Here is a 26,237-nt window from a genome sequence, read left to right as displayed (position 1 = left end):
GCGCCGCTGACACGCGACCCCGCGCGGCAGCCGGCTCGACAGGAGCGCTGCAACCGTGGTTGCATCACCGCCGTGGCGGCCGTCGGGGAGTGGGTGCTGCTCTCGTACCGCCTGCCCCGGGAACCGTCGGGGCCGCGGACGACGCTGTGGCGGCGGCTGCGCCGGCTCGGCGTGGCCCAGCTCGGCGACGGCGTGGTGGCTCTCCCCGCCGACGCGCGCACCCGCGAGTCCCTCGAGTGGCTCGCCGACGACGTGCTCGCCGCCGGTGGCAGCGCCGGGGTCTGGCTCGCCCGCCCGGCCGGCACCGCCCAGGAGCGCGAGCTGGCCACGGGGATGGCCGCGGCCCGGGCGGAGGAGTACCGCGCGTTCACCGCGGACTGCGACGCGGCGCTCGCCGCCCCCGAGGCCGACCGGGCCCGCGCGCTGCGGCGGCTGCGCGGCGAGTGGCGCGCCATCGGCCGCCGCGACTTCTTCCCGCCGGCCGAGCGGGACACGGCCGGCGCGGCGCTCCGGGCGCTGTCCCAGGCGGTCGGTGAGCCGCTCGCGGCCGGGCGGGGGAGCCGGTCGTGAGGTGGGCGACCCGGGCCGGGGTGCACGTCGACCGCGCCGCCTGCGCCTGGCTGATCCGCCGGTTCGTCGACCCCGACGCCGAGTTCGTCTTCGTCTCCGACCCCGCCGACGTCCCGGCCGACGCCACGCCCTTCGACATGCGCGGCGCGGCGCTCGGCCACGTCGGCGGGGACTGCTCGTTCGAGACGATCCTGCGCGTCCACGGCCTGACCGACCCCGCACTGGAGCGGATCGGCGAGATCGTGCACGAGGCCGACCTCGACGACGGCCGCTTCGACGCCCCCGAGGCACCGGGCCTCGACGTCCTGCTGCGCGGCCTGTCGATGACCGGCGACGACGAGCGCACCCTCGCCGTCTCCGGGCCGCTGTTCGACGGGCTCCACGAGTACGTCCGCCGCCGCCTGCTGCTCGGCCGCGAGCCGGCCTGACCCCGACGGAGACCCGTGACCCCCGAGCCACGCCCGACCCCCGCCGAGCCCCGCGCGGCGACGGCGGTGCCGCCGTTCCGCGCCGCCGTCCGCACCTGGTTCCTGGTGTCGCTGCAGACCTTCGGCGGCCCCGCCGGCCAGATCGCCGTCATGCAGCGCGAGCTGGTCGACGAGCGCCGCTGGATCGGGCAGCGCCGGTTCCTGCACGCCATGAACTACTGCATGCTGCTGCCCGGCCCCGAGGCCCAGCAGCTGGCCACCTACGTCGGCTGGCTGCTGCACGGCACGCGTGGCGGCCTGGTCGCCGGCGGGCTGTTCGTCCTCCCCGGCGTCCTCGCGCTGCTGCTCCTGTCGGCGGTCTACGTCGCCTTCGGTGACACCACCGCGGTGGCCGCGCTGTTCGCCGGGCTCGCGCCGGCGGTGGTGGCGATCGTCGCGCAGGCGGTGCATCGGGTGGCCAAGCGCGCGCTCACCAGCCCGCCGCTGGTGGCCATCGCCGTCGCCGCCTTCCTGGCGCTGGCGCTGTTCGCCGTCCCGTTCCCGCTCGTCGTGCTCGCCGCCGGCCTGGCCGGGTGGGTGCTCGGCCGCCGGCGCCCGGCGGCGGTCGCCGAGCCACCCGCCGACGACGGCCCCGCGCCGGTGATCGCCGACGACGCCCTGCACTCCGAGCGCCCGTCGGGCCGCCGCACGCTCACCGTGCTCACCGCCGGGCTGCTCGCGTGGGGCGTGCCGCTGGCCGCCGTCGTCCTGCTCACCGGCCCGGGCAGCACGCTCACCGAGCAGGGCCTGTTCTTCTCCGGCGCCGCGGTGGTCACCTTCGGCGGCGCCTACGCGGTGCTCGCCTACGTCGCGCAGGCCGCCGTCGGCACCTACGGCTGGCTGGCGCCGGGGGAGATGGTGCGCGGGCTGGCGCTGGCCGAGACCACCCCCGGGCCGCTCATCATGGTCGTGCAGTTCGTCGCCTTCCTCGGCGCGTTCCGCGCGCCCGGCGGGCTCGACCCCTGGGCCGCGGCGGTGCTCGCCTCGCTGCTGGTCACCTGGGTGACGTTCGTGCCGAGCTTCCTGTTCGTCCTGCTCGGCGCCCCCTACATCGAACGGCTGCGGGGCAACCGGTCGCTGTCGGCGGCGCTCACCGGCATCACCGCCGCGGTCGTCGGGGTCATCGCCAGCCTCGGCCTCTACTTCGCCGTCCACACGCTGTTCTCCGACACCGTGCGGGTCGGCCCCCTGGCGCTGGAGCTGCCCGACCCCACCGCGGTGCGCCCGGTGGCCTGGGCCGTCGCGGCGCTCGCCGCCGTCCTGCTGTTCCGGCTGCGCTGGTCGGTGCTGCGGACGCTCGGCGTCTGCGCCGTCCTCGGGCTCGCCGCGGGCCTCGCCGGGCTGCCGGTGGCGTGAGCGTGGGTGACCGGCGGCCGGCCGGGTAGGGCTCCGGCCGAGGGCGGCGGGCAGCCCGGCCCGCCCCGGACGGGAGGCAGAGATGGCGATCGCGACGATCAACCCGGCCACCGGCGAGACGCTGAAGACCTACGACCCGCTGTCGGACGACGCCGTCGACGAGAAGATCGGCCGGGCCGCGGCCGCGTACCGCGCCTACCGGCTGACCAGCCCCGAGGAGCGCGTGGGCTGGCTGCGCGCGGCCGCCGACGTGCTCGACGCCGACACCGACACCGTGGCCGCGCTCATGGTCACCGAGATGGGCAAGACGCTGGCCGCGGCGAAGGCCGAGGCGGCCAAGTGCGCGAAGGCGCTGCGGTACTACGCCGAGCACGGCCCGGCGATGCTCGAGCCGAAGCCCGCCGACGCCGCCGCCGTGGGCGCCGAGCGCGCCTTCCTCGTGCACCGGCCGATCGGGGTGGTCCTGGCGATCATGCCGTGGAACTTCCCGCTCTGGCAGGCGATGCGCTTCGCCGCCCCGGCGCTCATGGCCGGCAACGTCGGGCTGCTCAAGCACGCCAGCAACGTGCCGCAGACGGCGCTCTACCTGGAGGAGCTCTTCCGCAAGGCCGGCTTCCCCGCCGACGTCTTCCAGACCCTGCTCATCGGCTCCTCGTCCATCGAGCGGGTGCTGCGCGACGACCGGGTCGCCGCCGCCACGCTCACCGGCAGCGCCCCCGCGGGGCAGTCGGTCGCCGCCATCGCCGGCGACGTGCTCAAGAAGACCGTGCTCGAGCTCGGTGGCAGCGACCCGTTCATCGTCATGCCCTCCGCCGACCTCGACCGCGCCGCCGAGGTGGCCGTCACTGCGCGCTGCCAGAACAACGGGCAGAGCTGCATCGCCGCCAAGCGGTTCTTCGTGCACCGCGACGTCGCCGAGGAGTTCACCCGGCTGTTCGCCGAGAAGCTCGGCGCGCTCACCGTCGGCGACCCGATGGACGAGGGCACCCAGGTCGGCCCGCTGGCCACCGAGTCCGGCCGGGAGGACGTCGAGCGGTACGTGCAGGACGCCGTCGACAAGGGCGCGACCGTCGTCGTCGGCGGGAACCGGCCCGACGGGCCCGGCTGGTACTACGAGCCGACCCTGCTCACCGGGATCACGAAGGAGATGGACCTCTACGACGAGGAGGTCTTCGGCCCGGTGGCCGCGCTGTGGACCGTCGACGGCCTGGAGGAGGCCATCGAGATCGCCAACAGCCACCCCTACGGCCTGGGCGCGAACCTGTGGAGCGAGGACGAGCAGGAGCGCGCGACGTTCGTGCGCGACGTCGAGAGCGGCATGGCGTTCGTCAACGGGATGGTCACCAGCTACCCGGAGCTGCCCTTCGGCGGGGTCAAGCAGAGCGGCTACGGCCGCGAGCTGACCGAGCTCGGCATGTACGAGTTCATGAACGCCACGACCGTGTGGATCGGCCCGCACAGCAGCGAGCAGCGGGAGGGGAACACGGCGACCGCCTCGGAGTGACCCCGGCGTCCCGGGGGTAGCCAGCACCGGTGACGAGGACGACGGACGACCACTTCGTGGCCCAGGCGGTGCACGACCTCGGGACGGCGCTCTGGCTCGGCGGCGCCGTGATGGGGATCGCCGGCGTGAACAAGTCGGGCAGCGACCTGACCTCCGGGATCGACAAGGTCCGGGTGGCCAGCTCGGCCTGGAGCCGGTTCGCGCCGGCGCAGTGGGGCGGCATCGCCGCCACCCTGGGCGCCGGCCTGCAGCTGACCCGCGCCAACCGCGGGCGACTGGCCCTGCAGGCGGGCTACGGGAGGGTCGGTGCGCTCAAGGCGGCGCTGACCGTGGCCGGGGCCGGCGCGACGGCCTACGCCGCCTACACGGGCAAGAAGATCGGGGAGCTGGCCGAGAAGGCCGACCGGGACGGCGGCGTCGACGTCAAGGACGCCACCCTGCCCTCGGCGGGCACCCCGGCGGAGATCGCGACCTGGCAGGGCCGGCAGCGGGTGGCGCAGGCCGCCGTCCCGACACTGGCCGGGGCGGTCGTCGTGTGCAACGCCTGGCTGGTGCAGGCCCAGCGACCGGTCTGCACCGTCCGGGGCGTCCTCGGGCGGCTGCTGCACCGCTGAGGCGGGCCGGGCCTCCGGCCCGTCTCAGCCGCCGTCGGGGTGCTCGGCGCGGACCACCAGCCGGCTGCCGCTCGCGGTGGGGAGCACGGCCACGGACACGGCGGGGGAGACCTTCTCCGCCAGCCACAGCAGCAGCAGCCGCCGGTCGGCGGGGACCTCGTGCGGGTGCAGCGCCGGGAACGAGCCCCCGACCCCGACCTCGCAGGCGATCGCCGCGCCGTCGCGCGCCACCCGCACCGGCACGCCGTCGGGGTGCCCGGCGAATTCCGCGGCGGTGCGGACCGCCTCGTGCAGGACCAGCACCAGCTCGTCGCGCCGGGTGCCGGACAGGCCGGCGTCGGTCAGGACCGCCGTCCACCACGCACGGTTGCCCACCGGGGCGTGCGGGTCGAGCGTGCCCTCCGCCAGCGCCGTGCCGGCGGCCGGCCGCGGTGCCACCTCCAGGTCGGGGTTGGGCAGGTCGGTGCCCGAGCACCACAGCAGCGGGTGGGTGCTGCGGGCCGTCGCGACGGCGGCCGGCTCGAGGACGGCGGTGTCGAGCAGGCAGGTCACCTCGACCGGCCGGACCGCCACGGCGACGGTGACCTCGTGCTCCGCGCCGCGCCAGCGGGCGAGGTCGGACACCAACGCGGTGGGCGGCTGGACGAGCACCACGACCGGGGCCGCCGACCCCGGGTGCCGCAGCCGGGACCACTCGTCGGCGAGTTCCGCGGGCGGGACCTGCAGCACCCGCTGCTGCGGCGCGAAGGTCACCGGCGTGCCGGGCACGGCCTCGGCGAGTGCCCGCCGGACGACGTCGTCGACGTGGGCCACCACCGGCGACCCCGCCACGACCGCGCGGCGGCAGAACTCGACGGCGAGCCGGCCGGCCTCCTCCGCTCCGGTGGAGAAGGCGCACCGGTGCACCGGGAGGGGTGTCGCGGTCACCGCCCCGCCCCGCCGCCGTCCGCCAGCCGTACCTCGCGGCCCGGGTGCCGCCCGGCCATCAGGGTGATCAGCCGCCCGGTCAGCCGCGAGGCGCCGACCAGCGTCAGCCCCGGCGGGCCGGCGGCGGCGGCGACCAGCGCGTCGGCGGCACCCACGTCGAGGAACCGCAGGTCGGTCACGTCCCAGGTCGCCGGCCGCGCGGAGACCTGCAGGGTGGCCCCGAGGACGGCGCGCAGCGCGTCGGCGTTGGCCGAGTCCAGCTCACCGGCCATCCGCAGCACCGTCCCGGCGACGACGAGCCGGAAGACCCCGTCGTCGTACTCGGCCCCGGCGTCGTGCTCGTGGTCGTGCAGCTGCGTGAGCTGCTCCCGCTGGCCGGGCACGAGCAGGTCCCGGAAGTAGGGGCAGAGCACGGTGAGCGGCAGGTGGGCGACCAGCTCGGTCACCACCGCCTCGAACGGGTTGCCCCCGGCGGAGGTGAGCGCGCCGCTGAACCGGACGCCGGGCCAGCCCTCGGCGACCGCGCCGGTGATCGCGGCGCGGACGGCGTCCGGGTCCGGCGGCAGGATCCGGACCGGGCGGTCGAGGGCCTGCGCCGACGTGGCGCCCGGGTGGCCCGGGCCGAGCAGCCCCTGCCGGCTCAGCCGGGTCCACATCCGCTCCTCGCGTGCCCCCAGGCCCACCAGCAGCACCTGCTCACCGCGGCGCACGCCCTCGGCGACGAAGTCACCGACCACCTGGGCGTGCGCCTCCTCGCTGTCGAGGACCACCCAGTCGTGCCGGCCGGCGCTCGTCCGCTCAGGAGCCATCGGGAGCCCGCCCGTCGCTCCCCGCGGCGACCGGACGCGGCGTCTCGCCGGTCTCGGTGACCAGCGCGGCGACGTCGCGGACCTTGCGGTGGGTGTCCTGGGAGGCGCGCACGAGGATGCCGAAGGCGGTGTCGGCGGTGATGCGGTAGCGCTCCATCAGCACCCCCTTCGCCTGCCCGATGAGGTCGCGGCTGTCCAGCGCCACGGCCAGGTTCGTGGTCCGCCGCACGGTGTGCAGCGCCAGCGCGGCCTGCCCGGCCACCGGCACCAGCGTCGCGCGGTCGGCGCCGTGGCCGGTGGCGTACACCGACAGCGCGCCGATCACCTCGGTGCCGGTGTCGAGGGGCAGGCAGGTGGCCGCCCGCACGCCCGCGGCGGCGGCCGCCTGCGCCAGCGCCGGCCACCGCAGGTCGCGGCCGAGGTCGCCGCTGCCGGACGGGGTGCCGGACAGGGCCGTCAGGAGCGGCCCCTGCCCGCGGCCGACCTGTCCGGCGTCCAGCGCCGCCGCGGGGCCGGCGTCCCCCCGGGGCGGGACCGGTCGGCGGCCGGTGCCGAGCAGGGTCAGCGACACCGACGACCCCGGCGGCAGCAGGGTCGCCACGTCGTCGAGCACGGCCCGGACGGCGGCATCCGGGTCCTCGGCGGCGTGCCAGCGGCGGGCCGCCGCCAGCAGCCAGCCGGTGAGTTCGGGTCGGGGACGGGGGACGGCTACGGTGGTCACAGGGTGCACCGCGGCACCTCCAGCCGGACGTGGCTCCGGTCGCGACGTGGGCGGAGGCGCTCCGTGGTTCGACGCGCTCCCCCCTCCGGGTGCGCTTGATCGTGCCACCCGGACGGGCGACACGCCCACGACTCGCTCACCAGAGTGACGTGGCGCACACGCAGCGCGGTGGACGGAACCGGCTAGCGTCGGGGCGGTGACCGGCACCGTCCGCGACGCCACCCCCGGCGACGCCGTCGCGTGCGCCGCCGTCTACACCCCCTACGTCACCGGCACCGCCGTCTCCTTCGAGACCACCCCGCCGACGGTGGCGGAGATGGCGACGCGGATCGCCGCCGCCCAGGAGCGCCACGCCTGGCTGGTGCTCGAGGCCGACGGCGCGGTGCGCGGCTTCGCGTACGGCGGGCCCTTCACGGGCCGCGCCGCCTACCGCTGGTCCTGCGCGGTAAGCGTGTACCTGGAGCCCGGCCGCCGGCGCACCGGCGCCGGCCGGGCGCTGTACGACGCGCTGCTCGAGCGCCTCGCCGGCCGCGGGTACCTCGTCGCGCTGGCCGGCGTCGCGCTGCCCAACGACGCCAGCCTCGGCCTGCACCGCGCCCTCGGCTTCGAGCCGGTGGGCACCTACCGGCGGGTCGGCTGGAAGGACGGCGCCTGGCGGGACGTCACCTGGTTGCAGCGCGACCTCGGTCCCGGACCCGCCGACGGCGTGCCGCCCGCCGAGCCGCGCTGAGCTGCACGCCCTACCCTCCGCCCGTCGGGACCGACGGGGAGGACGACGTGCGCACGCTGCTGACCAACTTCCGGAACTTCGCCTTCTCGGGCAGCCTGGTCGACCTCGCGGTCGGCCTGGCGATCGGGGCGGCCTTCGCCACCGTGGTCGAGTCGCTGGTCGGCGACGTGATCCTGCCGCTGGTGGCGGCGGTCTTCGGCCAGCCGGACTTCGACGCCCTCGTGCTCACCGTCAACGGCGCGCAGATCCGCTACGGTTCGTTCCTCACCGCGTTCGTCTCGTTCCTGCTGCTCGCGGTGACGATCATGTTCCTGGTGCAGGCGATCCGCCGGGCCACCGGCCGGGAGACCGCCGGCGCGCAGGGCAACCGGGAGTGCGACCACTGCAAGAGCTTCATCCCGGTGGACGCCTCGGTCTGCATGTTCTGCACGCGCGACGTCGAACCCGTCGTCCCCTGACCGCGTGCCGCCCTGCCCGGGAAACCGGGCGACGGGCGGGCGGGCCGGTGCCAGCATGCGGGGTGTGGACCTGCTCTCGTCGCTGCCGGCGTTCCTCCTGGCGGTGGTGCTCATCTCGGCCTCGCCGGGGCCGGCGATGGCCCTGATCCTGCGCCGGGCCGCACTGCGCGGGTTCCGCGCGACGGTCCCGACCGTGCTGGGCCTGGAGCTCGGCCTCTACGCGTGGGCGCTGCTCGCCGCGGCCGGGTTCGCCGCGCTGGTCGCCGCCTCCGAGGTCGCCTTCCTGGTGCTGCGGGTCGTGGGCGCCGTCGTGCTGGTCTGGCTGGGCCTGCAGGCGTGGCGCTCGGCGTGGCGGGAGCACCGCGCCGCCGCCGCGGGCCCGCTGGTGCCGTTACCGCCGCCCGTCGGGCGCCGCGGTCGGTGGGTGGCGTTCGGCGAGGGGCTGCTCGTGCAGCTCGCCAACCCGAAGGCCGCCGTCTTCATGATCGCCTTCTACCCGCAGTTCGTGCCGGCCGACCGGCCGCTGTTCGCCACCACCGCGGTGCTGGCGCTGCTGCAGGTCGCGATCGAGCTGGTGCTGTACCTGTCGCTGGCCGCCGGGGTGGCCCGCGCCGGTGGGTGGTTCCGGCGGCGGCGGGTGCGGCAGGCGCTGGAGACGGCCAGCGGCACCGCCCTCGTCGGCCTCGGCGTCCGGGTGGCGGTGTCCTCCCGCTGACCTCCCGGTGACCTCCCGCTGACCTCCCGCCGACCTCCCGTGGACCCCGTCCGCGGCCGGGCGCCACCCGCTACGGTCTGCGCCGGCACCGACGGGACGGGGAGGGCGCGTGACCACACCGGTCAGGCACGGTCAGGGGACGCTGGCCACGGGGCAGTACTGGCAGGGCTGGGCGGTGCCCGACCCGGTCGGCGTCGTGGTGCTGGTGCACGGTGCCCACGAGCACGGCGGCCGGTACGCGCACGTCGCCGAGCGGCTCGGCGCCGCCGGGTACGCGTCCTACGCCCCCGACCACCCCGGCCACGGCCGCTCCCCGGGCCGCCGCGGCGACATCCGCAGCCTGGCCGCGGCCGTCGAGGGCGTCGCGCAGACCGCCCGGGCGGCCGCCGACCGCCACCCCGGCGTCCCGCTGTTCGTCTACGGGCACAGCCTCGGCGGCCTGGTGGCGCTGCAGTACCTCACCGGCACGCCGCACGAGCGCGTCGCCGGTGCGGTCGTCTCCGCGCCGGCCCTCGACACCAGCACCGCCACCCCGGCGCAGCGCGCGCTCGCGCCGGTGCTCGCCCGGGTCGCCCCCGGCCTCGGCGTGCTCACCCTCGACGCCGAGACGGTCAGCCGCGACCCCGAGGTGGTGGCCGCCTACCGGGCCGACCCGCTCAACCACACCGGGAAGATGGTCGCCCGCACCGGCACCGAGATCATGCTCGGCGCCGCCGGCATGCCCGCCCGGCTGCGGGACCTGCGGCTGCCGCTGCTGGTGCTCCACGGCGGCGACGACCGGCTGATGCCGCCGTCGGCCAGCGACGTCGTGCGGCAGCACGCCGGGTCCCCGGACCTCACGGTGCGCCTCTACGACGGGCTCTACCACGAGCCGCACAACGAGCCGGAGAAGGACCGGGTGCTCGACGACGTCGTCGCCTGGCTCGACGCCCACCGCGGGAGCTGACGCGCTCGCGCGGCGGCGGCCGCCGGTCCGTGACAGGGTCCCGGGCAGCGGGGCCGAGCGACGGACGGGAGGAACGGTGACCCACGCCCTCGGCGACGGGCTGCGCCTGCTGCGCGCCTTCGCCACCAACCCGCGGCAGATCGGCGCGGTGCTGCCCACCTCGCGCACCGCGGTGCGCGCCATGCTCGACCTCGCCGACGTCCCGTCGGCCGGGCTCGTGGTGGAGCTCGGTGCCGGCACCGGGGTGGCCACCCGGGAGCTCCTCGCCCGGCTCGGGCCCGCCGCCCGGCTGGTCGCCGTCGAGATCGAGCCGCGGCTGGCCCGCCTGCTCACCGAGCGGTTCGGCGACCCGCGGCTGCAGGTGGTGTGCGGCTCCGCCGAGGACCTCGACGCCCACCTCGACGGCGAGCGGGCCGACGTCGTCGTCTCGATGCTGCCGTTCACCTCGCTGGAGGCAGGGCTGCGACGCCGGCTGCTCGACGTGCTGCCGCGCGCGCTGCGCCCCGGCGGGACGGCGCTGGTCATCCAGTACTCGCCGCTGGTGCGCGGCGAGCTGCGCCGCCGGTTCGCCGCGGTGCGCACCGTCGTCACGCCGTGGAACGTGCCGCCGGCCTTCCTGTTCGCCTGCACCGGCCCGGGAGCGCCCGCCGCCGGGCGATGAGTCGCCGCCGGCAGGCCGGTCCTCCCGACATGACGACCGGACGGATCGACCCCCGCTACGGCGACGCCTCGGCCTCCGCACCACCGTGGGCCGACGTCGAACGGCTGCTCGCCGACGCGCAGCTCTACTGGATCGTCACCGTCCGCGCCGACGGACGCCCCCACGCCGTCCCGCTGGTCGGCGTCTGGCACGACGGCGCCTTCGCCTCTGCACCGGCGCCGCCGAGCAGAAGCGGCGCAACCTCGAGACCAACCCGCACGTGGCCGTGACCACCGGCAGCACCGGCGCGCACGGCTGGGACAGCGGCCGGGACGTCGTGGTCGAGGGCACCGCGGTGCGGGTGACCGACCCGGGGGCGCTGCAGGCGCTGGCGGCCGCCTGGTACGCCAAGTACGGCGAGGACTGGCACTTCGAGGTCCGGGGCGAGGAGTTCGTCGAGCTCAGCGACTCCGGCGGCGCCACCGAGGGCGGCGCCTGGGTCTACCGGGTCGCGCCGGCGAAGGTGCTCCTCTTCGGCGGGCCGCACGGCCAGACCCGCTACCGCCCCTGACCGGCGCCGTCAGACCGGGCGCGCCGGCAGCAGGTGCTCCTGGTGGTCGAGCTCGCGCTCCAGGGTGCGCAGCCCGTCGTCGGGCAGCCGGCCCAGGTCGCGCCAGCGCAGCAGCTCCTGGCGCTCGGCGTCGATCACCGCCCGGCGCACCCGCAGCGCCGCCTCGTACTCCGGGGACATCGGCACCTCCCCGGCGGCGTCCTCGAGGACCTCCAGCCGCCGCCGGTAGCGGTCCACCCGCGTGCGCAGCGCGGCGCGGATCGACGCGATGGCGGCGTCGTCGACGTGGTCGTGCTGCTCGGCCTGCAGCTCGTCGAGCCGGGTCAGCCCCGCCTCGACGGCGGCGACCCGCGCCTGGTTGCGCAGCCGGGCGGCGTCGGCGGCGTCGGCGCGCAGGCCCAGCCGGCGGACCAGCGGCGCGAACGTGGCGCCCTGGCCGACCAGGGTGACCAGCACGGCGAGGAACGCGCAGAACAGCAGCAGGTCGCGGTCGGGGAAGGGGTCGCCGGTGTCGGTGACCAGCGGGATGGTGAAGACGGCGGCCAGGCTGATGACGCCGCGGGTGCCGGCCCAGCTCAGCACGGTGATCTCCCGGCCGGACAGCCGCGGCGCCGCGGGGGAGCGCCCGCCCGGCGGGGTCGTCTCGTCCTCGACCGGCGAGCCGCCCAGGCGCATGTGCAGCGCCTGCGGGGCGTGCTCGGTGAGCCACAGCCACAGCGGCCGCACCAGCAGGACCGCCCCGACGGTGATCGCCGAGGCGACGACCACGGTGGAGGGCGCGTACTGGCCGAGGCCGCGGATGACCGCGGGCAGCTGCTGGCCGATGAGCAGGAAGACGACGCCCTCGAGCAGGAAGTCGACCAGCCGCCACACCGCGTCGGTCTGCAGCCGGGTGGCCCCCGACTGCCAGTACGGCGCGTTGTGCGCGATGACGAGACCGGCGACGACGACGGCCAGCACGCCGGACACGTGCACGCTCTCGGCCAGCAGGTAGGCGACGAACGGCGTGGCCAGGGAGATCGCGTTGGACGTCAGCGGGTCGCGGCGCAGCCGGCGCAGCGGCCGGATGCCGTGGGCGACGAGCAGGCCCGCGGCGACCCCGCCGGCCGCGGCCAGCGCGAACTGGCCCAGCGCGCCCCACGTGGAGAACCCGTCGCCGGAGGCCGCGGCGACCGCGACGGTGAGCAGGGTCAGCGCGGTCGCGTCGTTGAGCAGCCCCTCGCCCTGGATGAGCGTGACCAGCCGCGGGGGCAGGCCGACCCGGCGGCCGACGGCCAGCGCGGCGACGGGGTCCGGCGGGGCGACGGCGGCGCCGAGGGCGATGCCGGCCGCGAGCGTGGCGCCGGGCACCCACAGCGCGAAGCCGGCGCCGATGACCAGCGCGGTGACCAGCACCAGCAGCACCGAGAGCCCGACGACGGTGCGCAGGTTGGCCCGGATCGCGATGAGCGAGGAGTCCAGCGCGGCGCTGTAGAGCAGCGGCGGGATGAGGACGGTGAGGACGACCTCGGGATCCAGCGTCAGGTTCGGACCGGGTAGCAGCGCGTAGACCAGCCCGGTCACGGTGAGCAGCGCGGCCGCCGGGAGACCGGTCCGTTCGGCCAGCCAGCGGGCCGCGACGATGACCGCGACCGCGGCGAGGGCGAGCAGCAGGACGGTCTCGGGGTGCACCCGCGCATCCTCCCCGAGGGGGCGGCGGTGTCCGTCCCGCCACCCCCGGGCAGGTGCTAGGCGGCGACGGCGTCCATCGCCTCGGCGACCAGGGTGACCGAGCGCAGCCGGGCCTCGGCGGTGGGCGCCTGGTGGGCGACGATCAGCTCGTCGGCGTCGGCCAGCCGCGCGAAGGCGGTCAGCTGCTCGCGCACCTGGTCGGGGGTGCCGGCGGCGGTGTGGGTGAGCATCGAGTCCACGTGCCGGCCGGCGCCGGAGGACAGCAGCAGGTCCGCCTCGTCGTCGGACAGGTCGCGGCCCTGGCCGAACAGGCCGACCGCCAGCCGCCGGCGGGTGGCCGCGAGCCCCGCCTGTGCGGCCTCGGCGCTGTCCGCGGCCAGCGCGTTGACCCCGGCGACGACGTAGGGGGCGTCGAGCTGCTCCGACGGGCGGAAGTCCCGCCGGTAGGCGGCCACGGCCGGCTCGAGCAGCTGCGGCGCGAAGTGCGAGGCGAAGGCGTAGGGCAGACCCAGCGCGGCGGCCAGCCCCGCACCGAACATCGACGACCCCAGGACGTAGAGCGGCACGTCGGTCCCGCGCCCGGGGACCGCCTGGACGCCGGGGACCCGCGAGCGGCCGGTCAGGTAGCCCTGCAGCTCCAGCACGTCCTGCGGGAAGCGCTCCGCGGCGGCGGGGTCACGGCGCAGCGCCCAGGCGGTGTTCTGGTCCGAGCCCGGTGCCCGGCCGAGGCCGAGGTCGATGCGGCCCGGGTGCACCGAGGCCAGCGTGCCGAACTGCTCGGCGATCACCAGCGGCGAGTGGTTGGGCAGCATGACCCCACCGGCGCCGAGCCGGATCGTGCGCGTGTGGGCCGCCACGTGGGCGATGAGCACGCTGGTCGCCGAGGAGGCGATGGCCGGCATGTTGTGGTGCTCGGCGTACCAGACCCGCCGGTAGCCGGCCTCCTCCGCGCGCTGCGCGAGGGCCACGCTGGCGGCGATGCTCTCCCCGACGGTCTCCCCGCGGGCGACGGGGGCGAGGTCGAGCACGGACAGCGGGACGCGCATGGGGGAGCTCCTGGGGACGGCGACGACGGTCGTTGCCCGGTGCAACCCCTGGCCCTCCCGGGCTCTTCCGGAGCTGCGGCAGTCGGTCGCAAGTCACCGGCAACCGGACCGCGGGACGGTCCGACCGTGACCGCGACCGCCCCGCTGCCGTTCCCCGTCACCCCCCGCCGCCCGGGGGAGCCCGAGGCCGACGTCACGCGCCTGGCGCTGGCCCACCGCGCGCTGCGCCGCGGCTGCCGGCTGCTGGCCGACGTCGCCGCCGAGGTCGCCGGCGGCGCGCCGTGCCCTCCCGAGCGGCGGCGGGCGCTGGTCGCCTTCGGGCGGGCCGTGCTCGGCGAGGTGCGGGCGCACACCGAGCGCGAGGACGCCGTGCTGTGGCCGGTGGTCGCCGCCTGCGCCGGGGCGCACGCCGCCGACCTGCAGCCGCTGACCGAGGACCACGCCGCCCTGCGCGCCCTGATCGGACGGGCGGGGGCGGCGCTGCCCGGGCTCGCCGCCGCGGATCCCGCCGCCGCGGGCGCGTCCGCCACCGCCCTCGCGGAGCTGGCCGACGCGCTCGACGAGCACGTCGAGGAGGAGGAGCGGGAGGTCTTCCCGGTGGTGCGCCGGTGCGTGTCGGTGCGGGACCTGGCCCGCTACGAGGCGCGCTGCGCCCGGGGCACCGGCCTGCGGCAGGCGGCGTTCGCGCTGCCGTGGCTCGCCGACACCTGCCGGGACCCCGCCGAGCGGGCCGGGCTGCTGGCCGCGACCCCGGCTCCGCTGCGGGTGGTCCTGCGGCTGGCCGAGCCCGGCTGGCGGCGCCGGCGCGACCTCGTCGTCGGGACCGCCGCCGGCGGTTAGTCGCGCCGGCCGGGCAGGTCGCGGGCGTCGGCGATCCAGCCGGGGTGGCCGGTCCGCGCGGCGACGGCGACGGCGACCTCGCGGTGCGCCGCGGCCGCGGCCAGGTCACCGCGCGCGGCGGCCAGCCGGGCCAGCAGGGTCGCCGTCGGGCCGAGCGCCATCTGGGCGGTGTGCGTCCCGCAGACTGTGTCCCGGTAGGGGAGCAGCTCGGTCTCGGCCTCGGCCATCCGCGCGGCGTCGCCGAGGGCCAGCCCCACCAGGCCGCGGCAGTACTGCAGGAACGGGGTGAACAGGTCCCGCACCACGCGGTGGCGTGACGGGCCCAGCGACCGCGCCTCCTCCGCCCGCCCGGCCAGCACCAGGGCCAGCGCCTGCATCTCGGCCGCGAGCTCCGGCGAGATCGGTGCGAGGGCGGCCATCTCCTCCGGCGGGACCGTCCAGGCGCCGGGGTCGGCGAGCTGCAGGGAGAGCTGGGTGGTCAGGCGCAGCGCCCGCGCGACCTGCGGGTAGTAGCCGGCGTCGAGCAGGGCCTGCTCGGCCACGTCGTAGGCGGCCTCGGCGTCGGCCGTGCGCCCGGCGACGGCGGCGCGCAGGCCGGCGTAGCAGCGGGCGATGCCGTGCAGCAGCGGCAGCCCGTAGGCCGACGACAGCCGCTCGGCCTCCCGGGCGTGCACGTCGGCGGCCTCGAGGTCGAGCACGGTGCAGGCGTCCTGCAGCAGCACCAGCCGCGCCACCGCCTCGAACAGGCCGAAGCCCTCGCGCTGGGCGACGGCGAGCAGTTCGGTGCCCAGCGCCGTGGCCTCGCTGCGGTCGGTCCCGCGCACGGCGTGGAACTGCCGGACGGTCAGGGCGTGGGCCAGCGCCAGCGGGTCCCCGCCGAGGCGGGCGTCGGCCAGCGCCCGCGCGGAGACCTCGACGGCGCGGTCCTCGTGCCGCTCCTCGAGCTCGACGGCGAGCACCGTCAGCAGCCGGGCGCGCTGGGGGTCCCCCGCGGGCAGGGCGGCGACGGTGCGCTCGGTGCGCTCGACGAACCGGTCGTCGACGGGGTCGACCCAGGCGTTCCAGAAGGTCGGCACGTCCGAGGACAGCAGCACCGAGGCGGTCAGCCCGGGCGGCGCGTCCTCGGGCAGCGCCGCCAGCGCTCGGGTGCGCAGCGCGCGCGCCTCCCCGACGGCGCCGGCCAGCGCGGTGGCGTGCGCCTGGGCGCCCAGCAGCCGGGCGAGGGCCGCCCCGTCGCCGGGCCGGGCCGTCGCGGTGGCCTCGGCCGCCCGGCCCCACATGACCGCGGCGTCGGCGTGGGCGAAGCGGCGCTCGGCGAGCTCGGCGGCGGCCTGCGCCCAGCGCCCCGCGGCCGCGGCCGACCCCGGCCCGGCCGCGGCGGTGTGGTGGGCGAGCGCCGTGACGTCGTCGGGCCGCAGGCGCTCCAGGACGGCGGCCACCCGGCCGTGCAGCCGGGTGCGGCGCAGCGAGGACAGGTCCTCGTAGAGGGTGTCGCGGACCAGGGCGTGCAGGAAGCGCAGCCGGCCGGCGCCGGGCTCGACCAGCAGCCCGCTGACCAGCGCCGTCTCCAGCGCCTCGACCAGCGCGTCCTCGTCGTCGGCGCCGTCGGCCGGGGCGGCCGCGGCCAGCAGCACCTCGGCGTCGACGTCGCGGCCGAGGACGGCGGCCAGCCGCAGCAGGGTGCCGGTGCGCGCGGGCAGCGTGGCCAGCCGGTGCCGGACGACGTCGCGCACGGTGCCGGGGACGGCGTCGACGTCGGCGCCGGCGTCGACCAGCCGCAGCAGCTCGCGCACGTAGAACGGGTTGCCGTCGGCGCGGGCGGCGATCGCGGCGCGGGTGCGGCCGTCGACCGGCGTGAGCGCCCAGTCCTCCACCAGCGCGTCGACGGCACCGCGGTCCAGGCCGCGCAGCGACAGGCCGAGCGGCGAGCGGCGGGCGAGGGCGGCCAGGACGTCGGCCAGCCCGCCGCTCTCCTCGGCGCGGTGCCCGGCGACCACCAGCACCGGGCACCCGGCCAGCGCCGGCAGCAGGTCCAGCAGCAGGGCGGTGGTCTCGCGGTCGGCGCGGTGCAGGTCGTCGACGGTGACCAGCAGCGGCGTGGCCGAGGCGACGGCGGAGAGCCAGCCGGCCACCGCGCGGTGCAGCCGGAACCGGTTGCCGGTCGGGTCACCGCCGGTGTCGGCGGGGGCGTCGTCGGTCAGCAGCCGGGCCAGCGGCGCGGGGTCCGCGGGCGGGACGGTGGCGGCCAGCGCGCGCAGCGCGGCGGCCCACGGCCACGCGGGCGGCGCGCCGTCGGTCTCCGGACAGGACACCGCGAGCGTGGTCCAGCCCCGCCCGGCGTACTGCGCGCGCAGGTGGTCGAGCACGGTGGACTTCCCGCTGCCGGCCTCCCCGGCGAGCACGGCGACCTGCAGCCGGCCCTCCGCGGCGCGGGCCGCCGCCGCGTCCAGCGCGGCGAGCTCGGCGTCCCGGCCGACCGGGCGGGGCACCTCCGGCGCCGGCCCGGGGACCGGCACCGGGACCGGTGCGGGCTCGGCGGCGACCGGCCCGGGTCGGCCGACGGCGGGGGCCGGCGGGCGTGCGGGCAGCAGGGACGGCGACTGGGCCAGCACCGCCTCCTCCAGCGCCCGCAGCTCCGGGCCGGGGTCGACGCCGAGCTCGTCGGCCAGCCGCGTGCGGACGTCGCGCAGCGCGGCCAGCGCCTCGCCCTGCCGGCCGGCGCGGTAGAGCCCGAGCGCCAGCAGCCGCCAGCCCTCCTCGCGCAGCGGGTGCTCGGCCACGTGGGCGCGCAGTAGCGGCAGCGGGTCGCGCCCGCCGGGGGCGTCGAGGGCCACCGCGGCGCGCCGCTCGATCGCCGTCAGGCGCAGCTCGTCGAGGCGGGCGGCCTCCGGCGCGGCCCACGGCTCGTCGGCGTACTCGGCGTAGGCCGGGCCCCGCCACAGGTCGATCGCGGCGCTGTAGCGGTCCCGGGCCGCACCCGGGTCGGTCGCGGCGAGCCGGTCGCCCTCGTCGAGCAGCCGCAGCGCCTGTAGCACGTCGACGGCGTCCTCGTCGGGGCGCAGGGCGTAGCCGGGCGGCACGGTGACCAGCAGCCGGGCCGGCGTCCGCGGCGCGCGGCCGGGCTCGAGGATGCGGCGCAGGTGGCTGACGTGGGCCTGCAGGGACCCCATCGCGTCGGCGGGGGAGGCGGCCCGCCACAGGTCGGCGACCAGCATCTCGGCCGGGACCATGCGGCCACCGGCGACCAGCAGCCGGGCGATCACCGACCGCTGCCGGCGACCCCCGAGGTCGAGGGGCACCCCGTCCCGGACGGCGCCGACCTCACCCAACACCCGGAACGCGACGGTTCCGGCACCCCCCGTGCCCATGACGGCGAGAGCATAGGTGGCGTCGGCGGTCCGGGTCAGCCTCCTGTGGCGGGAACCACCCCGATCCGGTCACCGCCGCCCCCGCGGCGTCGGTCGTTCAGGCGGAGCTGCGGCCGCGCCTCGGTCGCGAGGGCGGCGCCGACTCGACCGGCGCGTCGGGACCCTCGACACCGAGCCGCCGCTCGAAGCCGGGCGGGACGACGACGTCGTCGCGGGACAGCTCGGCGGTGGACTCCCGGCCGAGGCCGGTGAGGCAGGAGCCGAGGCCGTCGCGCAGCAGGTCGAGCACGTTCTCCACGCCGGCCTGCCCGTTGGCGGCCAGCCCCCAGAGGTAGGCCCGGCCGATCAGGACGGCCCTCGCGCCGAGCGCCAGGGCCTTGGCGACGTCGCTGCCGCGGCGGATGCCGCCGTCGAGCAGGACCTCCACCTGGTCGCCGACCGCCTCGGCGACGGCCGGCAGCGCGCGGATGGAGGCGGGGGTGCCGTCGAGGTTGTTGCCGCCGTGGTTGGACACCGAGATCGCGGTGACGCCGGCGTCGACGGCGCGCCGGGCGTCGTCGACCCGCATGACGCCCTTGAGCATGAACGGGCCGTCCCACTGCGCGCGCAGCCAGGCGACGTCCTCCCAGCTCGGCATGGGCGACTGCATCCACATGCCGTACGCCCCGAAGAACGTCGGCGCGGTCTCGCCCGGGGTGGGGACCATGTTCGGGACGGTGAGGTCGGGGATCTGCCCGGTCCTCGCGAAGTCCCACAGCCAGCGCGGGCGCAGCAGCACCTGCGGCGCGTAGCGGCGGGCGGCCTCGAAGTCGATCTTCGACGGGATGAACGGGCTGCCCCAGTCGCGGCCGTAGGCGAAGGACCAGTCGAGGGTGGCGATCATCCCGACGGCGCCGGCCCGCTTCGCGCGGTCCATGCGGGCGAGCATCTCCTCGCGGGTGCCCACCCAGTACATCTGGAAGAACGTCTGCGGGTTGGCCGCCACGACCTCCTCGACCGGCTTGCTGGCGAACGAGGACAGCCCCATCGCCACCCCGCGGGCGGCCGCGGCGCGGGCGACGGCGACCTCGCCGTCGGGGTGCACCGCCTGCACGCCGGTGGGGCTGATCAGGACCGGCATGGACACGTCCTGGCCCATGACGCGGGTGGCCATCTCGCGCTTGTTGGACAGGCCCGCCGTGTGCGGGGCGAAGCCCAGCTCGTCGAAGGCGCGCAGGTTGTCGTCGACGGTCAGGCCCTTCTCCGACCCGGCCACCAGCGCGCCGTAGACGCCCTTGGGCAGCCGCCGCCTCGCCCGCCGCTGGGCCTCGGCCACCGTCTCGAACCACGCGTTCGCCATGTCGTCTCCTGCTCCGTCGGACCCGTCGGGCCGGGCTGCGCCGGGGATGGCACTGAGTGCCACCCTAGCGCCGGAGGTGTTGCGCAGACCACACCTGGCCGAGACGGCTCGGCCCCGCGACCGGGGGTCGCGGGGCCGGAGGGAGGTGCCGGCGCGTCAGCGGCGGGCGGCCAGCGCGGCGATCTCGTGCGCCGACTCCTGGGTGGGAGCGGCGGCGAGGGCGCGCTGCAGGGCGCGCTCGTCGCGGCGGGTCCGGGCGCTGGCGCGAGCGGCGGTGAGGGCGGAGCGGAGGCGGGTCATGACGGTTCCTTCCGGGCGACGGTCCACGGCGACGGTCGCTCCCGGCCGTCCCCGGCGGGCCCGCCAGGTGCGGTGCCGGTCACAGGAAACCGGCTTCCACCTGCTGGGTCTGCAAATCCAACTGTCCTCCCGCCGCGGCGTCCGCGCCAGCCCCCGGACCGTGATCCGCGCGGCACCCGGCCCGGTGAGACGCCGGCCACACCGGCGGGCTAGCGTCGGGCCCGCCGACCCGCCGCCCGAGACCCCGGAGGCCGTCCTGCCCAGCACCGTCGTCCCCGGTGGCGTCAGCACCCCGCAGCTGTCCGCGCACCTCGCCGTCCCGCCGGTGGGGGAGGGACCCTGGCCCGGCGTGGTCGTCGTCCACGAGGTGTTCGGGCTGACCGACGACGTCCGCGACCACGCCGACCGGCTCGCGGCCGCGGGCTACCTGGCGGTCGCACCCGACCTGTTCAGCGCCGGCGGGGCCCGGCGCTGCCTGCGCGCCACGTTCCGGGCGCTCAGCCGCGGCGAGGGCCCGGCGTTCGGCGACCTCGAGGCCGCCCGCCGCTTCCTCGCCGACCGCGACGACTGCACCGGCCGGGTCGGCGTCCTCGGGTTCTGCCTGGGCGGCGGGTTCGCGCTGGTGGCCGCCACCCGGGGCTTCGACGTCTCCGCGCCCAACTACGGGTTCCTGCCGGAGGACGCCGAGCGGGTGCTGGCCGGCGCCTGCCCGGTCGTGGCCAGCTACGGCCGCCGCGACCCCGCGCTGCGCGGCGCCGCCGGCCGGCTGGACCGGGTGCTCACCGACCTCGGCGTCGAGCACGACGTGCACGAGTACCCCGACGCCGGGCACTCCTTCCTCAACCGGCACCCCGGGGCGATCACCGCGCTGGAGAAGGTGCTCGGCGGCGGCCACCACCGGCCCTCGGCCGAGGACGCGTGGGGACGGATCCTGCGCTTCCTCGACCGGCACCTGCGGACGGCGGCGTGAGCGGGCCGCTGGCGGGGCTGCGCGTCGTCGAGCTCGGCGGCATCGGGCCCGGCCCGCACGCGGCGATGGTGCTCGCCGACCTCGGCGCCGACGTCGTCCGGGTGGAGCGGCCCTCCGGCGGGCTGCGGGTCGGCGGCGCGGGACGCGACGTCGTGCTGCGCGGGCGCCGCCCGGTCGTCGCCGACGTCAAGACGCCCGAGGGCCGCGAGCTCGTGCTCTCGCTGGTGGCACGCGCCGACGTGCTGCTCGACGTCTTCCGGCCCGGCGTCGCCGAGCGCCTCGGCCTGGGCCCGGAGGAGTGCCGGTCCCGCAACCCCGGGCTGGTGTACGCGCGGATGACCGGCTGGGGCCAGGACGGGCCGTGGGCCGACCGCGCCGGGCACGACGTCAACTACCTCGGCCTCACCGGCACCCTGGCCGCGCTGGGCCGCGACGGGCGGACGCCGCAGGCCCCGCTCAACCTGGTCGCCGACTACGCCGGCGGGTCGATGCTGCTGCTCGTCGGCGTCCTCGCCGCGCTGCACGAGCGGTCGCGGTCGGGCCGCGGCCAGGTGGTCGACGCCGCGATGGTCGACGGCGTCGCGCTGGTGTCGCAGCTGATGTGGTCGATGCGGGGGATGGGCGCGTGGTCCGACCGCCCCGGCACCAACCTGCTCGACGGCGGCGCGCCCTTCTACGACGTCTACCCCTGCGCCGACGGGCGGTTCGTCGCCGTCGGGGCGCTGGAGCCGCAGTTCTACGCCGAGCTGCTCGCCGGCCTCGGGCTCGCCGACGCCGGCCTGCCGCCGCAGTCGGACCGCCAGGGCTGGCCCCGGCTGCGCGAGGCGTTCACCGCGGCCTTCGCCGCGCACCCGCGCGCGCACTGGGAGCGGGTGTTCGAGGGCACCGACGCCTGCGTCACCCCCGTGCTGGACCCCGCCGAGGCGCCCGGGCACCCGCACCTGGCCGCGCGCGGCACGTTCACCGAGGTCGAGGGCGTGGTGCAGGCGGCGCCCGCGCCGCGGTTCTCCCGGACCCCGGCCGGTCCGGCCGCACCGGTGTCGCCGGGACCGGCCGACGCCGCCGCCGTCCTGGAGGAGTGGTCGCGTCCCCGCTGAGCGGGGCGCCGAGACGAGGAGGTCCGCCCGTGACCGACAGCGTGCCCGATCCCGTGCTGGTGGAGCGCCGCGGCGCCGTGCAGGTCATCACGATCAACCGGCCGGAGGCCAAGAACGCCCTCGACGCCGCCGTCGCGCAGCGCGTGGCCGCCGCCGTCGACGAGCTCGACGCCGACGGCGACCTGCGCGCGGGCGTGCTCACCGGCGCCGGCGGCACCTTCTCGGCCGGCATGGACCTCAAGGCCTTCCTGCGCGGGGAGCGGCCGGCGATCGAGGGCCGCGGGCTGTGCGGCATCACCCAGACCCCGCCGCGCAAGCCGCTGGTCGCCGCCGTCGAGGGCTGGGCGCTGGCCGGCGGGTTCGAGCTGGTGCTCGCCTGCGACCTCGTCGTCGCCGGGCGGACGGCGCGCTTCGGCGTGCCCGAGGTCAGCCGCTCGCTGGTGGCCGCGGCCGGCGCCGCGCTGTTCCTGCCGCGGCGGATCCCGCGGGCGGTCGCCATGGAGATGCTGCTGACCGGTCAGCCGGTCGACGCCGAGCGGGCCGCCGCGGTCGGGCTGGTCAACCGGGTCGTCGAGGAGGGCGGCGCCCTGGAGGCCGCCGTCGAGCTCGCCGGCGTGATCGCCGCCAACGGCCCGCTCGCCGTCGCCGCGACGAAGGAGATCGCCCGCGGCACCGCCGACTGGACCGCCGAGGAGGGCTGGGCGCGCCAGCAGGAGCTCATCGAGCCGGTGTTCTCCTCCGAGGACGCCCGCGAGGGCGCGACCGCGTTCGCCGAGCGCCGACCGCCGGTCTGGCGGGGTCGCTAGCTCCCCGGCGCCGGGCCGGTCGAGGTCCGCACCACCAGCTCGGTGGGCAGCAGCACCGGCCCCGGCGCCGGCCGGCCGGCGATCCGGTCGAGCAGGGCCCGCGCCGCCGCGCCGCCCTTCTCCCGGGTCGGCTGCCGCACGGTGGTCAGCCCGAGGCCGGCCGCGGGGGCGGCGTCGTCGAACCCGGCGACCGACAGGTCCCGCGGCACCCGCAGGCCCAGGCGGGCGGCGACCGCGAGCACCCCCTCGGCGATCCGGTCGCTCAGGCACAGCAGCGCCGTCGGCCGGGGGTCGGCGGCGAGGACGGCGGCCGCGCCGGCCTCGCCCACCGCCGGCGTGCTGTCCTCGCCGTGGAACACCGGCACCGCCGACCACGCCAGGCCGGCGCCCTCGACGGCCTCGCGGTAGCCGGCGAGCCGGTCGCGCGTGACGGCGTAGGTGGCCGCCGCCTGCACCGCCTCGTCGGCCGGCCCGCGGCGGATGGGCTCCCGGTGCATCCCGAAGGAGACGACGGCCAGCCTGCGGTGCCCGAGGTCGAGCAGGTGCCGGGCCAGCGCGGCCGCGGCGGCCCGGTCGTCGACGCCCACCCACGGCGTCCCCGGCGCGCCGAGCGCGGCCAGCCGCGCCGGCCGGGGCTGGTCGACGACGGCCAGCGGCAGCCCGCGGGCGACGGCCGCGGCCAGCAGCGGGTCGTCGTCGCCGAGGGAGCAGACCACCAGCCCGTCGACGACGGCGGAGTGCACCGCGGCCAGGCGCCGGCGCGCGTCGGTCGACCCGGGGACCAGCAGCAGCCCGGCGCCCTCGGGCTCGGCCACCGTGGAGGCCCCCGCCAGCAGCGCGACGGCGACCGGGTCGTCGAAGGCGTAGGACAGCCCGTTGTCGTAGGCGACGCCGATCGCGCCGACCCGGCCCCGGCGCAGCCCCGCGGCCAGCGGGTTGGGACCCGGGTAGCCCAGCCGCGCGGCGGTGGCCAGCACCTGCTCGCGCAGCGCGGGGGAGAGCTGGTCGGGGCGGGAGAACGCGTTGGACACCGTCTTGGCCGAGACGCCCAGCTGCGCCGCGACGTCGCGCAGCGTCCGGGGGCGGTCGGCGGGCACGGGCCCATGATCCGTGCTTCATCGATGAAGAAGCCGGGTACCCGCCTCGGACATGACCCCCGAGGTCGACGCCCCCCGGACCGCCCACGGTGCGGTGCCGGTGCTGTGCGCGGTCCAGTTCGTCGACGTCCTCGGCACGACGCTGGTGGTCGCGGCGCTGCCCACGGTGCTGGCCGACCTCGGCGCACCGGCGTCCGCGGCGACCCCGGTGGTCACCGTCTACGCCGTCCTCTTCGGTGCCCTGCTGGTGCTCGGCGCCCGGCTCGGCGACCGGTACGGGCACGTCCGGGTCCTGCAGGCCGGGCTCGCGGTCTTCGGGATCGCGTCCCTGGGCGCGTCGACCGCGCCGTCGGTGGGCGTGCTGGTGGCCGCCCGCGGCGCGCTGGGGGTGGCCGCCGCGCTGTCGGTGCCGCCCGCGCTGCGGCTGCTCACCGCCGCGACCGCGGACGGGGCGCCGCGCCGCCGGGCGCTGGCCGCCTGGAGCGCGACCGGCGCGGCGGCGGGGGCGTCGGGCCTGGTCCTCGGCGGCGTGCTCACCGAGCTGGCCGGCTGGCGGGTGCTGTTCTGGCTGACCGTGCCGCTGTCGGTCCTGCTGCTCGCCGCGGTGCGCCGGACCGCGCCGCCCGTCCCGCGCCGCGCCGCGGGCGCCCTGGACCTGGCCGGCGCCGGCGTGCTCACCGTCGCGGTGGCCGCCGTCGTCACCGGGGCCTCGCTGGTCGAGGACCCCGGGCGCCGCCTCCCCGGGGCGCTGCTGGTCGTCGCCGGGCTGGCGGCCGCCGCGGTGCTCCCGGCGGTGGAGCGCCGCGCCGCCGACCCGCTGCTGCCCCGGGCCGCCGTGCGCCACCCCGGGCTGCGCGCCGGCGTGCTCGCCTCGGCCGCCAACACCGCCGGGACGAGCTCGGCGGTCACCCTCGCCACGCTGCACCTGCAGGAGGCCGAGGCGTTCGGGGCGGCGGCCGCGGGCCTGGCGCTGGTGCCCTTCAGCCTGTGCGTGGTGGCCGGCGCCGCCGGAGCCGCCCGGGTGCTCGGCCGGGTCCCGGCGCGCACGGCCGCCGCGGCGGGCCTGGCGGTCGTCGCCGCCGGTGACCTCGTCCTGCTCGCCGCGGCCGCGGGCCCGCAGGCCGTCCCGGCCGGGGTCGCCGTCTCCGGGCTCGGCATCGGGCTGTCGTCGGTGGCGGCCACCGCGCTCGGCACCGACGTCGTCCCCGAGCTGCAGGGGACGGCTGCCGGCGTGCTCAACACCGCCGCCCAGCTGGGCACGGCGCTGGGCGTGGCGGTCGTGCTGCTCGTCGCCGGGGCGAGCGCGGGGACGTCCCTGCCGCTGGCCGGGACGCCCCTGGGCTGGGTCACCGCCGCGACGCTCGCGGCCGTGCCGGCGGGACTCCTGCTGCGGTCCCGCGGCACCCCCGCGGGCGGGGGTTAGTGTGCCGGTGACCACACCTGTCGAGGGGAGCAACGATGCGTGACGCGGTGATCGTGGAGGCGGTGCGCACGCCGGTGGGCAAGCGCAACGGCGGGCTGTCGGGGGTGCACCCGGTCGACCTGTCGGCGCACGTGCTGACCTCGCTGGCCGAGCGGGCCGGCGTCGACCCGGCGCAGATCGAGGACGTCATCTGGGGCTGCGTGTCCCAGGTCGGGGAGCAGACCTTCGACATCGCCCGCACGGCGGCGCTGGCGGCCGGGTGGCCGGAGACGGTCACCGGCGTGACCGTCGACCGGCAGTGCGGGTCCTCGCAGCAGTCGGTGCACTTCGCCGCCGCCGGGCTGGTGGCCGGGCACTACGACGTCGTCGTCGCCGGGGGCGTGGAGTCGATGTCGCGGGTGCCCATGGGCAGCGCACGGCAGGACGCCAACCCCTTCGGCACCCGGTTCCTCGAGCGCTACGCCGGCGCGAAGATCAACCAGGGGCTGGGCGCGGAGACGATCGCGCAGCGCTGGGGCCTCTCCCGGCAGCAGTGCGACGAGTTCTCCGTCGCCAGCCACGAGAAGGCCGCGGCCGCCCGCGCCGAGGGCCGCTTCGACGCCCAGATCGCGCCGGTGACCACGCCCGACGGCACGGTGGTGAGCCAGGACGAGGGCATCCGCGAGTCCACGGTGGAGAAGCTCGGCACGCTGAAGACCGCCTTCCGCGAGGACGGCGTCATCACCGCCGGCAACTCCTCGCAGATCTCCGACGGCGCCGCCGCGCTGCTGATGACCACCAGCGAGAAGGCCGCCGAACTGGGGCTGCGCCCGGTCGCCCGGGTGCACACCGCGGTGCTGGCCGGCGCCGACCCGGTGGTCATGCTCACCGCGCCGATCCCGGCCACGCAGAAGGCGCTGGCGAAGTCGGGGCTGTCGGTCGACGAGATCGGCGCCTTCGAGGTCAACGAGGCCTTCGCGCCGGTGCCGCTCGCGTGGCTGGCCGACATCGGCGCCGACGCCAAGGCGCTCAACCCCAACGGCGGCGCCATCGCCCTCGGCCACCCCCTCGGCGGCTCGGGCGCGCGCATCATGACCACGCTCGTGCACCACATGCGCGACAACGGCATCCGCTACGGCCTGCAGACGATGTGCGAGGGCGGCGGCCAGGCCAACGCCACCATCCTCGAGCTCCTCTAGTCGCGTCCTGAGCTCGCCTCCTCGCCGCGCTCGGGGCGGCCCCGTGCGGGGGCCCGCCCCGAGCGTGCGAGGGG

Annotated in this window: 27 protein-coding genes; 18 read left to right on the top strand and 9 right to left on the bottom strand. The window is 77.7% G+C overall.

The window, feature by feature from the left end; translation table 11 throughout:
- Positions 1–72: 72 nt before the first annotated feature.
- The 5 genes from ACI8AD_RS01760 (at position 73) to ACI8AD_RS01740 (ending at position 4,511) form a co-directional block, all read left to right on the top strand.
- On the top strand, positions 73–570 hold the full coding sequence (locus ACI8AD_RS01760) for a Chromate resistance protein ChrB (protein WP_456868837.1): 498 nt from the start codon (positions 73–75) through the stop codon (positions 568–570).
- A complete protein-coding gene (locus ACI8AD_RS01755; RefSeq protein ID WP_456868836.1) occupies positions 567–998 on the top strand; it encodes a chromate resistance protein ChrB domain-containing protein in 432 nt (143 codons plus the stop codon). Before ACI8AD_RS01760 ends, ACI8AD_RS01755 begins: the two co-directional genes overlap by 4 nt.
- 15 nt (positions 999–1,013) lie before the next feature.
- Positions 1,014–2,393, top strand: coding sequence for a chromate efflux transporter (gene chrA / locus ACI8AD_RS01750; protein WP_456868835.1), 1,380 nt, complete (start codon positions 1,014–1,016; stop codon positions 2,391–2,393).
- 82 nt (positions 2,394–2,475) lie between these two features.
- The gene (locus ACI8AD_RS01745) at positions 2,476–3,897 is read left to right on the top strand and encodes an NADP-dependent succinic semialdehyde dehydrogenase (RefSeq protein ID WP_456868834.1); all 1,422 of its coding nucleotides are present in this window, start codon (positions 2,476–2,478) and stop codon (positions 3,895–3,897) included.
- A gap of 29 nt (positions 3,898–3,926) precedes the next feature.
- On the top strand, positions 3,927–4,511 hold the full coding sequence (locus tag ACI8AD_RS01740) for a hypothetical protein (protein WP_456868833.1): 585 nt from the start codon (positions 3,927–3,929) through the stop codon (positions 4,509–4,511).
- 24 nt (positions 4,512–4,535) lie between these two features.
- Here ACI8AD_RS01740 and ACI8AD_RS01735 read toward each other — a convergent pair whose 3' ends face one another.
- The 3 genes from ACI8AD_RS01735 to ACI8AD_RS01725 are packed head-to-tail and all read right to left on the bottom strand — an operon-like array spanning position 4,536 to position 6,968.
- Positions 4,536–5,438: a hypothetical protein gene (locus ACI8AD_RS01735; RefSeq protein ID WP_456868832.1), complete on the bottom strand. Its 903-nt coding sequence runs from the start codon at positions 5,436–5,438 to the stop codon at positions 4,536–4,538.
- A complete protein-coding gene (locus ACI8AD_RS01730; protein ID WP_456868831.1) occupies positions 5,435–6,247 on the bottom strand; it encodes an MEDS domain-containing protein in 813 nt (270 codons plus the stop codon). Before ACI8AD_RS01730 ends, ACI8AD_RS01735 begins: the two co-directional genes overlap by 4 nt.
- Entirely contained in the window at positions 6,237–6,968 is a 732-nt protein-coding gene (locus ACI8AD_RS01725) for an ANTAR domain-containing protein (protein ID WP_456868830.1), read from the bottom strand. The genes ACI8AD_RS01730 and ACI8AD_RS01725 overlap by 11 nt, the downstream gene beginning before the upstream one ends.
- A 196-nt stretch (positions 6,969–7,164) precedes the next feature.
- On the opposite strand from ACI8AD_RS01725, the gene ACI8AD_RS01720 reads away from it, so the two are divergent.
- The 7 genes from ACI8AD_RS01720 (at position 7,165) to ACI8AD_RS01690 (ending at position 11,028) form a co-directional block, all read left to right on the top strand.
- Positions 7,165–7,698: an N-acetyltransferase family protein gene (locus ACI8AD_RS01720; protein WP_456868829.1), complete on the top strand. Its 534-nt coding sequence runs from the start codon at positions 7,165–7,167 to the stop codon at positions 7,696–7,698.
- A gap of 47 nt (positions 7,699–7,745) precedes the next feature.
- The gene (gene mscL, locus ACI8AD_RS01715; protein ID WP_456868828.1) at positions 7,746–8,156 is read left to right on the top strand and encodes a large conductance mechanosensitive channel protein MscL; all 411 of its coding nucleotides are present in this window, start codon (positions 7,746–7,748) and stop codon (positions 8,154–8,156) included.
- Positions 8,157–8,220: 64 nt separating this feature from the next.
- Positions 8,221–8,871: a LysE family translocator gene (locus ACI8AD_RS01710; protein WP_456868827.1), complete on the top strand. Its 651-nt coding sequence runs from the start codon at positions 8,221–8,223 to the stop codon at positions 8,869–8,871.
- A gap of 109 nt (positions 8,872–8,980) precedes the next feature.
- Complete coding sequence (locus tag ACI8AD_RS01705) at positions 8,981–9,817, top strand: alpha/beta hydrolase (RefSeq protein ID WP_456868826.1); 837 nt, start codon at positions 8,981–8,983, stop codon at positions 9,815–9,817.
- 76 nt (positions 9,818–9,893) lie between these two features.
- Entirely contained in the window at positions 9,894–10,478 is a 585-nt protein-coding gene (locus ACI8AD_RS01700) for a class I SAM-dependent methyltransferase (RefSeq protein WP_456868825.1), read from the top strand.
- A gap of 29 nt (positions 10,479–10,507) precedes the next feature.
- Complete coding sequence (locus ACI8AD_RS01695) at positions 10,508–10,747, top strand: pyridoxamine 5'-phosphate oxidase family protein (RefSeq protein WP_456868871.1); 240 nt, start codon at positions 10,508–10,510, stop codon at positions 10,745–10,747.
- Positions 10,663–11,028, top strand: coding sequence for a pyridoxamine 5'-phosphate oxidase family protein (locus tag ACI8AD_RS01690; protein WP_456868866.1), 366 nt, complete (start codon positions 10,663–10,665; stop codon positions 11,026–11,028). Before ACI8AD_RS01695 ends, ACI8AD_RS01690 begins: the two co-directional genes overlap by 85 nt.
- A 9-nt stretch (positions 11,029–11,037) precedes the next feature.
- Here the strand turns inward: ACI8AD_RS01690 and ACI8AD_RS01685 are convergent, their stop codons facing one another.
- Positions 11,038–12,699, bottom strand: a complete 1,662-nt coding sequence (locus ACI8AD_RS01685; RefSeq protein WP_456868824.1) for a Na+/H+ antiporter — start codon at positions 12,697–12,699, stop codon at positions 11,038–11,040.
- A gap of 56 nt (positions 12,700–12,755) precedes the next feature.
- Entirely contained in the window at positions 12,756–13,745 is a 990-nt protein-coding gene (locus ACI8AD_RS01680) for an LLM class flavin-dependent oxidoreductase (protein WP_456868823.1), read from the bottom strand.
- A gap of 126 nt (positions 13,746–13,871) precedes the next feature.
- On the opposite strand from ACI8AD_RS01680, the gene ACI8AD_RS01675 reads away from it, so the two are divergent.
- On the top strand, positions 13,872–14,585 hold the full coding sequence (locus tag ACI8AD_RS01675) for a hemerythrin domain-containing protein (RefSeq protein ID WP_456868822.1): 714 nt from the start codon (positions 13,872–13,874) through the stop codon (positions 14,583–14,585).
- On the opposite strand, the gene ACI8AD_RS01670 is transcribed toward ACI8AD_RS01675, so the two are convergent.
- The 3 genes from ACI8AD_RS01670 to ACI8AD_RS01660 all read right to left on the bottom strand — a co-directional run bounded on the left by ACI8AD_RS01670 (position 14,582) and on the right by ACI8AD_RS01660 (position 19,592).
- Positions 14,582–17,953: a BTAD domain-containing putative transcriptional regulator gene (locus ACI8AD_RS01670; RefSeq protein WP_456868821.1), complete on the bottom strand. Its 3,372-nt coding sequence runs from the start codon at positions 17,951–17,953 to the stop codon at positions 14,582–14,584. The genes ACI8AD_RS01675 and ACI8AD_RS01670 overlap by 4 nt on opposite strands.
- Before the next feature lie 97 nt (positions 17,954–18,050).
- Positions 18,051–19,292: a pre-mycofactocin synthase MftD gene (gene mftD / locus ACI8AD_RS01665; protein ID WP_456868820.1), complete on the bottom strand. Its 1,242-nt coding sequence runs from the start codon at positions 19,290–19,292 to the stop codon at positions 18,051–18,053.
- A gap of 156 nt (positions 19,293–19,448) precedes the next feature.
- A complete protein-coding gene (locus ACI8AD_RS01660) occupies positions 19,449–19,592 on the bottom strand; it encodes a hypothetical protein (protein ID WP_456868819.1) in 144 nt (47 codons plus the stop codon).
- A 184-nt stretch (positions 19,593–19,776) separates the two neighbouring features.
- Between ACI8AD_RS01660 and ACI8AD_RS01655 the strand changes: the two genes are divergently transcribed.
- Genes ACI8AD_RS01655 through ACI8AD_RS01645 form a run of 3 tightly spaced genes read left to right on the top strand, consistent with a single transcriptional unit; the run spans position 19,777 to position 22,465 of the window.
- Complete coding sequence (locus ACI8AD_RS01655; protein WP_456868818.1) at positions 19,777–20,562, top strand: dienelactone hydrolase family protein; 786 nt, start codon at positions 19,777–19,779, stop codon at positions 20,560–20,562.
- Positions 20,559–21,659 carry a CaiB/BaiF CoA transferase family protein gene (locus tag ACI8AD_RS01650; protein ID WP_456868817.1) on the top strand — a complete coding sequence of 367 codons (1,101 nt, stop codon included), beginning with the start codon at positions 20,559–20,561 and terminating at the stop codon, positions 21,657–21,659. Before ACI8AD_RS01655 ends, ACI8AD_RS01650 begins: the two co-directional genes overlap by 4 nt.
- Positions 21,660–21,688: 29 nt before the next feature.
- The gene (locus ACI8AD_RS01645; protein ID WP_456868816.1) at positions 21,689–22,465 is read left to right on the top strand and encodes a crotonase/enoyl-CoA hydratase family protein; all 777 of its coding nucleotides are present in this window, start codon (positions 21,689–21,691) and stop codon (positions 22,463–22,465) included.
- Here ACI8AD_RS01645 and ACI8AD_RS01640 read toward each other — a convergent pair.
- Positions 22,462–23,562 carry a LacI family DNA-binding transcriptional regulator gene (locus ACI8AD_RS01640; protein WP_456868815.1) on the bottom strand — a complete coding sequence of 367 codons (1,101 nt, stop codon included), beginning with the start codon at positions 23,560–23,562 and terminating at the stop codon, positions 22,462–22,464. The two genes, ACI8AD_RS01645 and ACI8AD_RS01640, sit on opposite strands and share 4 nt — an antisense overlap.
- A 52-nt stretch (positions 23,563–23,614) precedes the next feature.
- On the opposite strand from ACI8AD_RS01640, the gene ACI8AD_RS01635 reads away from it, so the two are divergent.
- Positions 23,615–24,985 (top strand): MFS transporter, encoded by a 1,371-nt coding sequence (locus tag ACI8AD_RS01635; protein ID WP_456868814.1) that lies wholly within the window; start codon positions 23,615–23,617, stop codon positions 24,983–24,985.
- Positions 24,986–25,020: 35 nt separating this feature from the next.
- Complete coding sequence (locus tag ACI8AD_RS01630; protein WP_456868813.1) at positions 25,021–26,163, top strand: thiolase family protein; 1,143 nt, start codon at positions 25,021–25,023, stop codon at positions 26,161–26,163.
- Positions 26,164–26,237 lie beyond the last annotated feature (74 nt).

Source organism: Geodermatophilus sp. SYSU D00766, from assembly GCF_054049915.1.
Note: the sequence above shows the minus strand (reverse complement) of the source record. Positions and strands in the feature narration are given on the sequence as shown.

Bases quoted from the DNA above. Each gene is read 5' to 3' on its own strand.
- ACI8AD_RS01745 (WP_456868834.1), top strand. From the start codon at position 2,476: ATGGCGATCGCGACGATCAACCCGGCCACCGGCGAGACGCTGAAGACC.
- ACI8AD_RS01730 (WP_456868831.1), bottom strand. From the start codon at position 6,247: ATGGCTCCTGAGCGGACGAGCGCCGGCCGGCACGACTGGGTGGTCCTC.
- ACI8AD_RS01695 (WP_456868871.1), top strand. From the start codon at position 10,508: ATGACGACCGGACGGATCGACCCCCGCTACGGCGACGCCTCGGCCTCC.
- ACI8AD_RS01680 (WP_456868823.1), bottom strand. From the start codon at position 13,745: ATGCGCGTCCCGCTGTCCGTGCTCGACCTCGCCCCCGTCGCCCGCGGG.
- ACI8AD_RS01670 (WP_456868821.1), bottom strand. From the start codon at position 17,953: ATGGGCACGGGGGGTGCCGGAACCGTCGCGTTCCGGGTGTTGGGTGAG.
- mftD (WP_456868820.1), bottom strand. From the start codon at position 19,292: ATGGCGAACGCGTGGTTCGAGACGGTGGCCGAGGCCCAGCGGCGGGCG.
- ACI8AD_RS01660 (WP_456868819.1), bottom strand. From the start codon at position 19,592: ATGACCCGCCTCCGCTCCGCCCTCACCGCCGCTCGCGCCAGCGCCCGG.
- ACI8AD_RS01635 (WP_456868814.1), top strand. From the start codon at position 23,615: ATGACCCCCGAGGTCGACGCCCCCCGGACCGCCCACGGTGCGGTGCCG.
- ACI8AD_RS01630 (WP_456868813.1), top strand. From the start codon at position 25,021: ATGCGTGACGCGGTGATCGTGGAGGCGGTGCGCACGCCGGTGGGCAAG.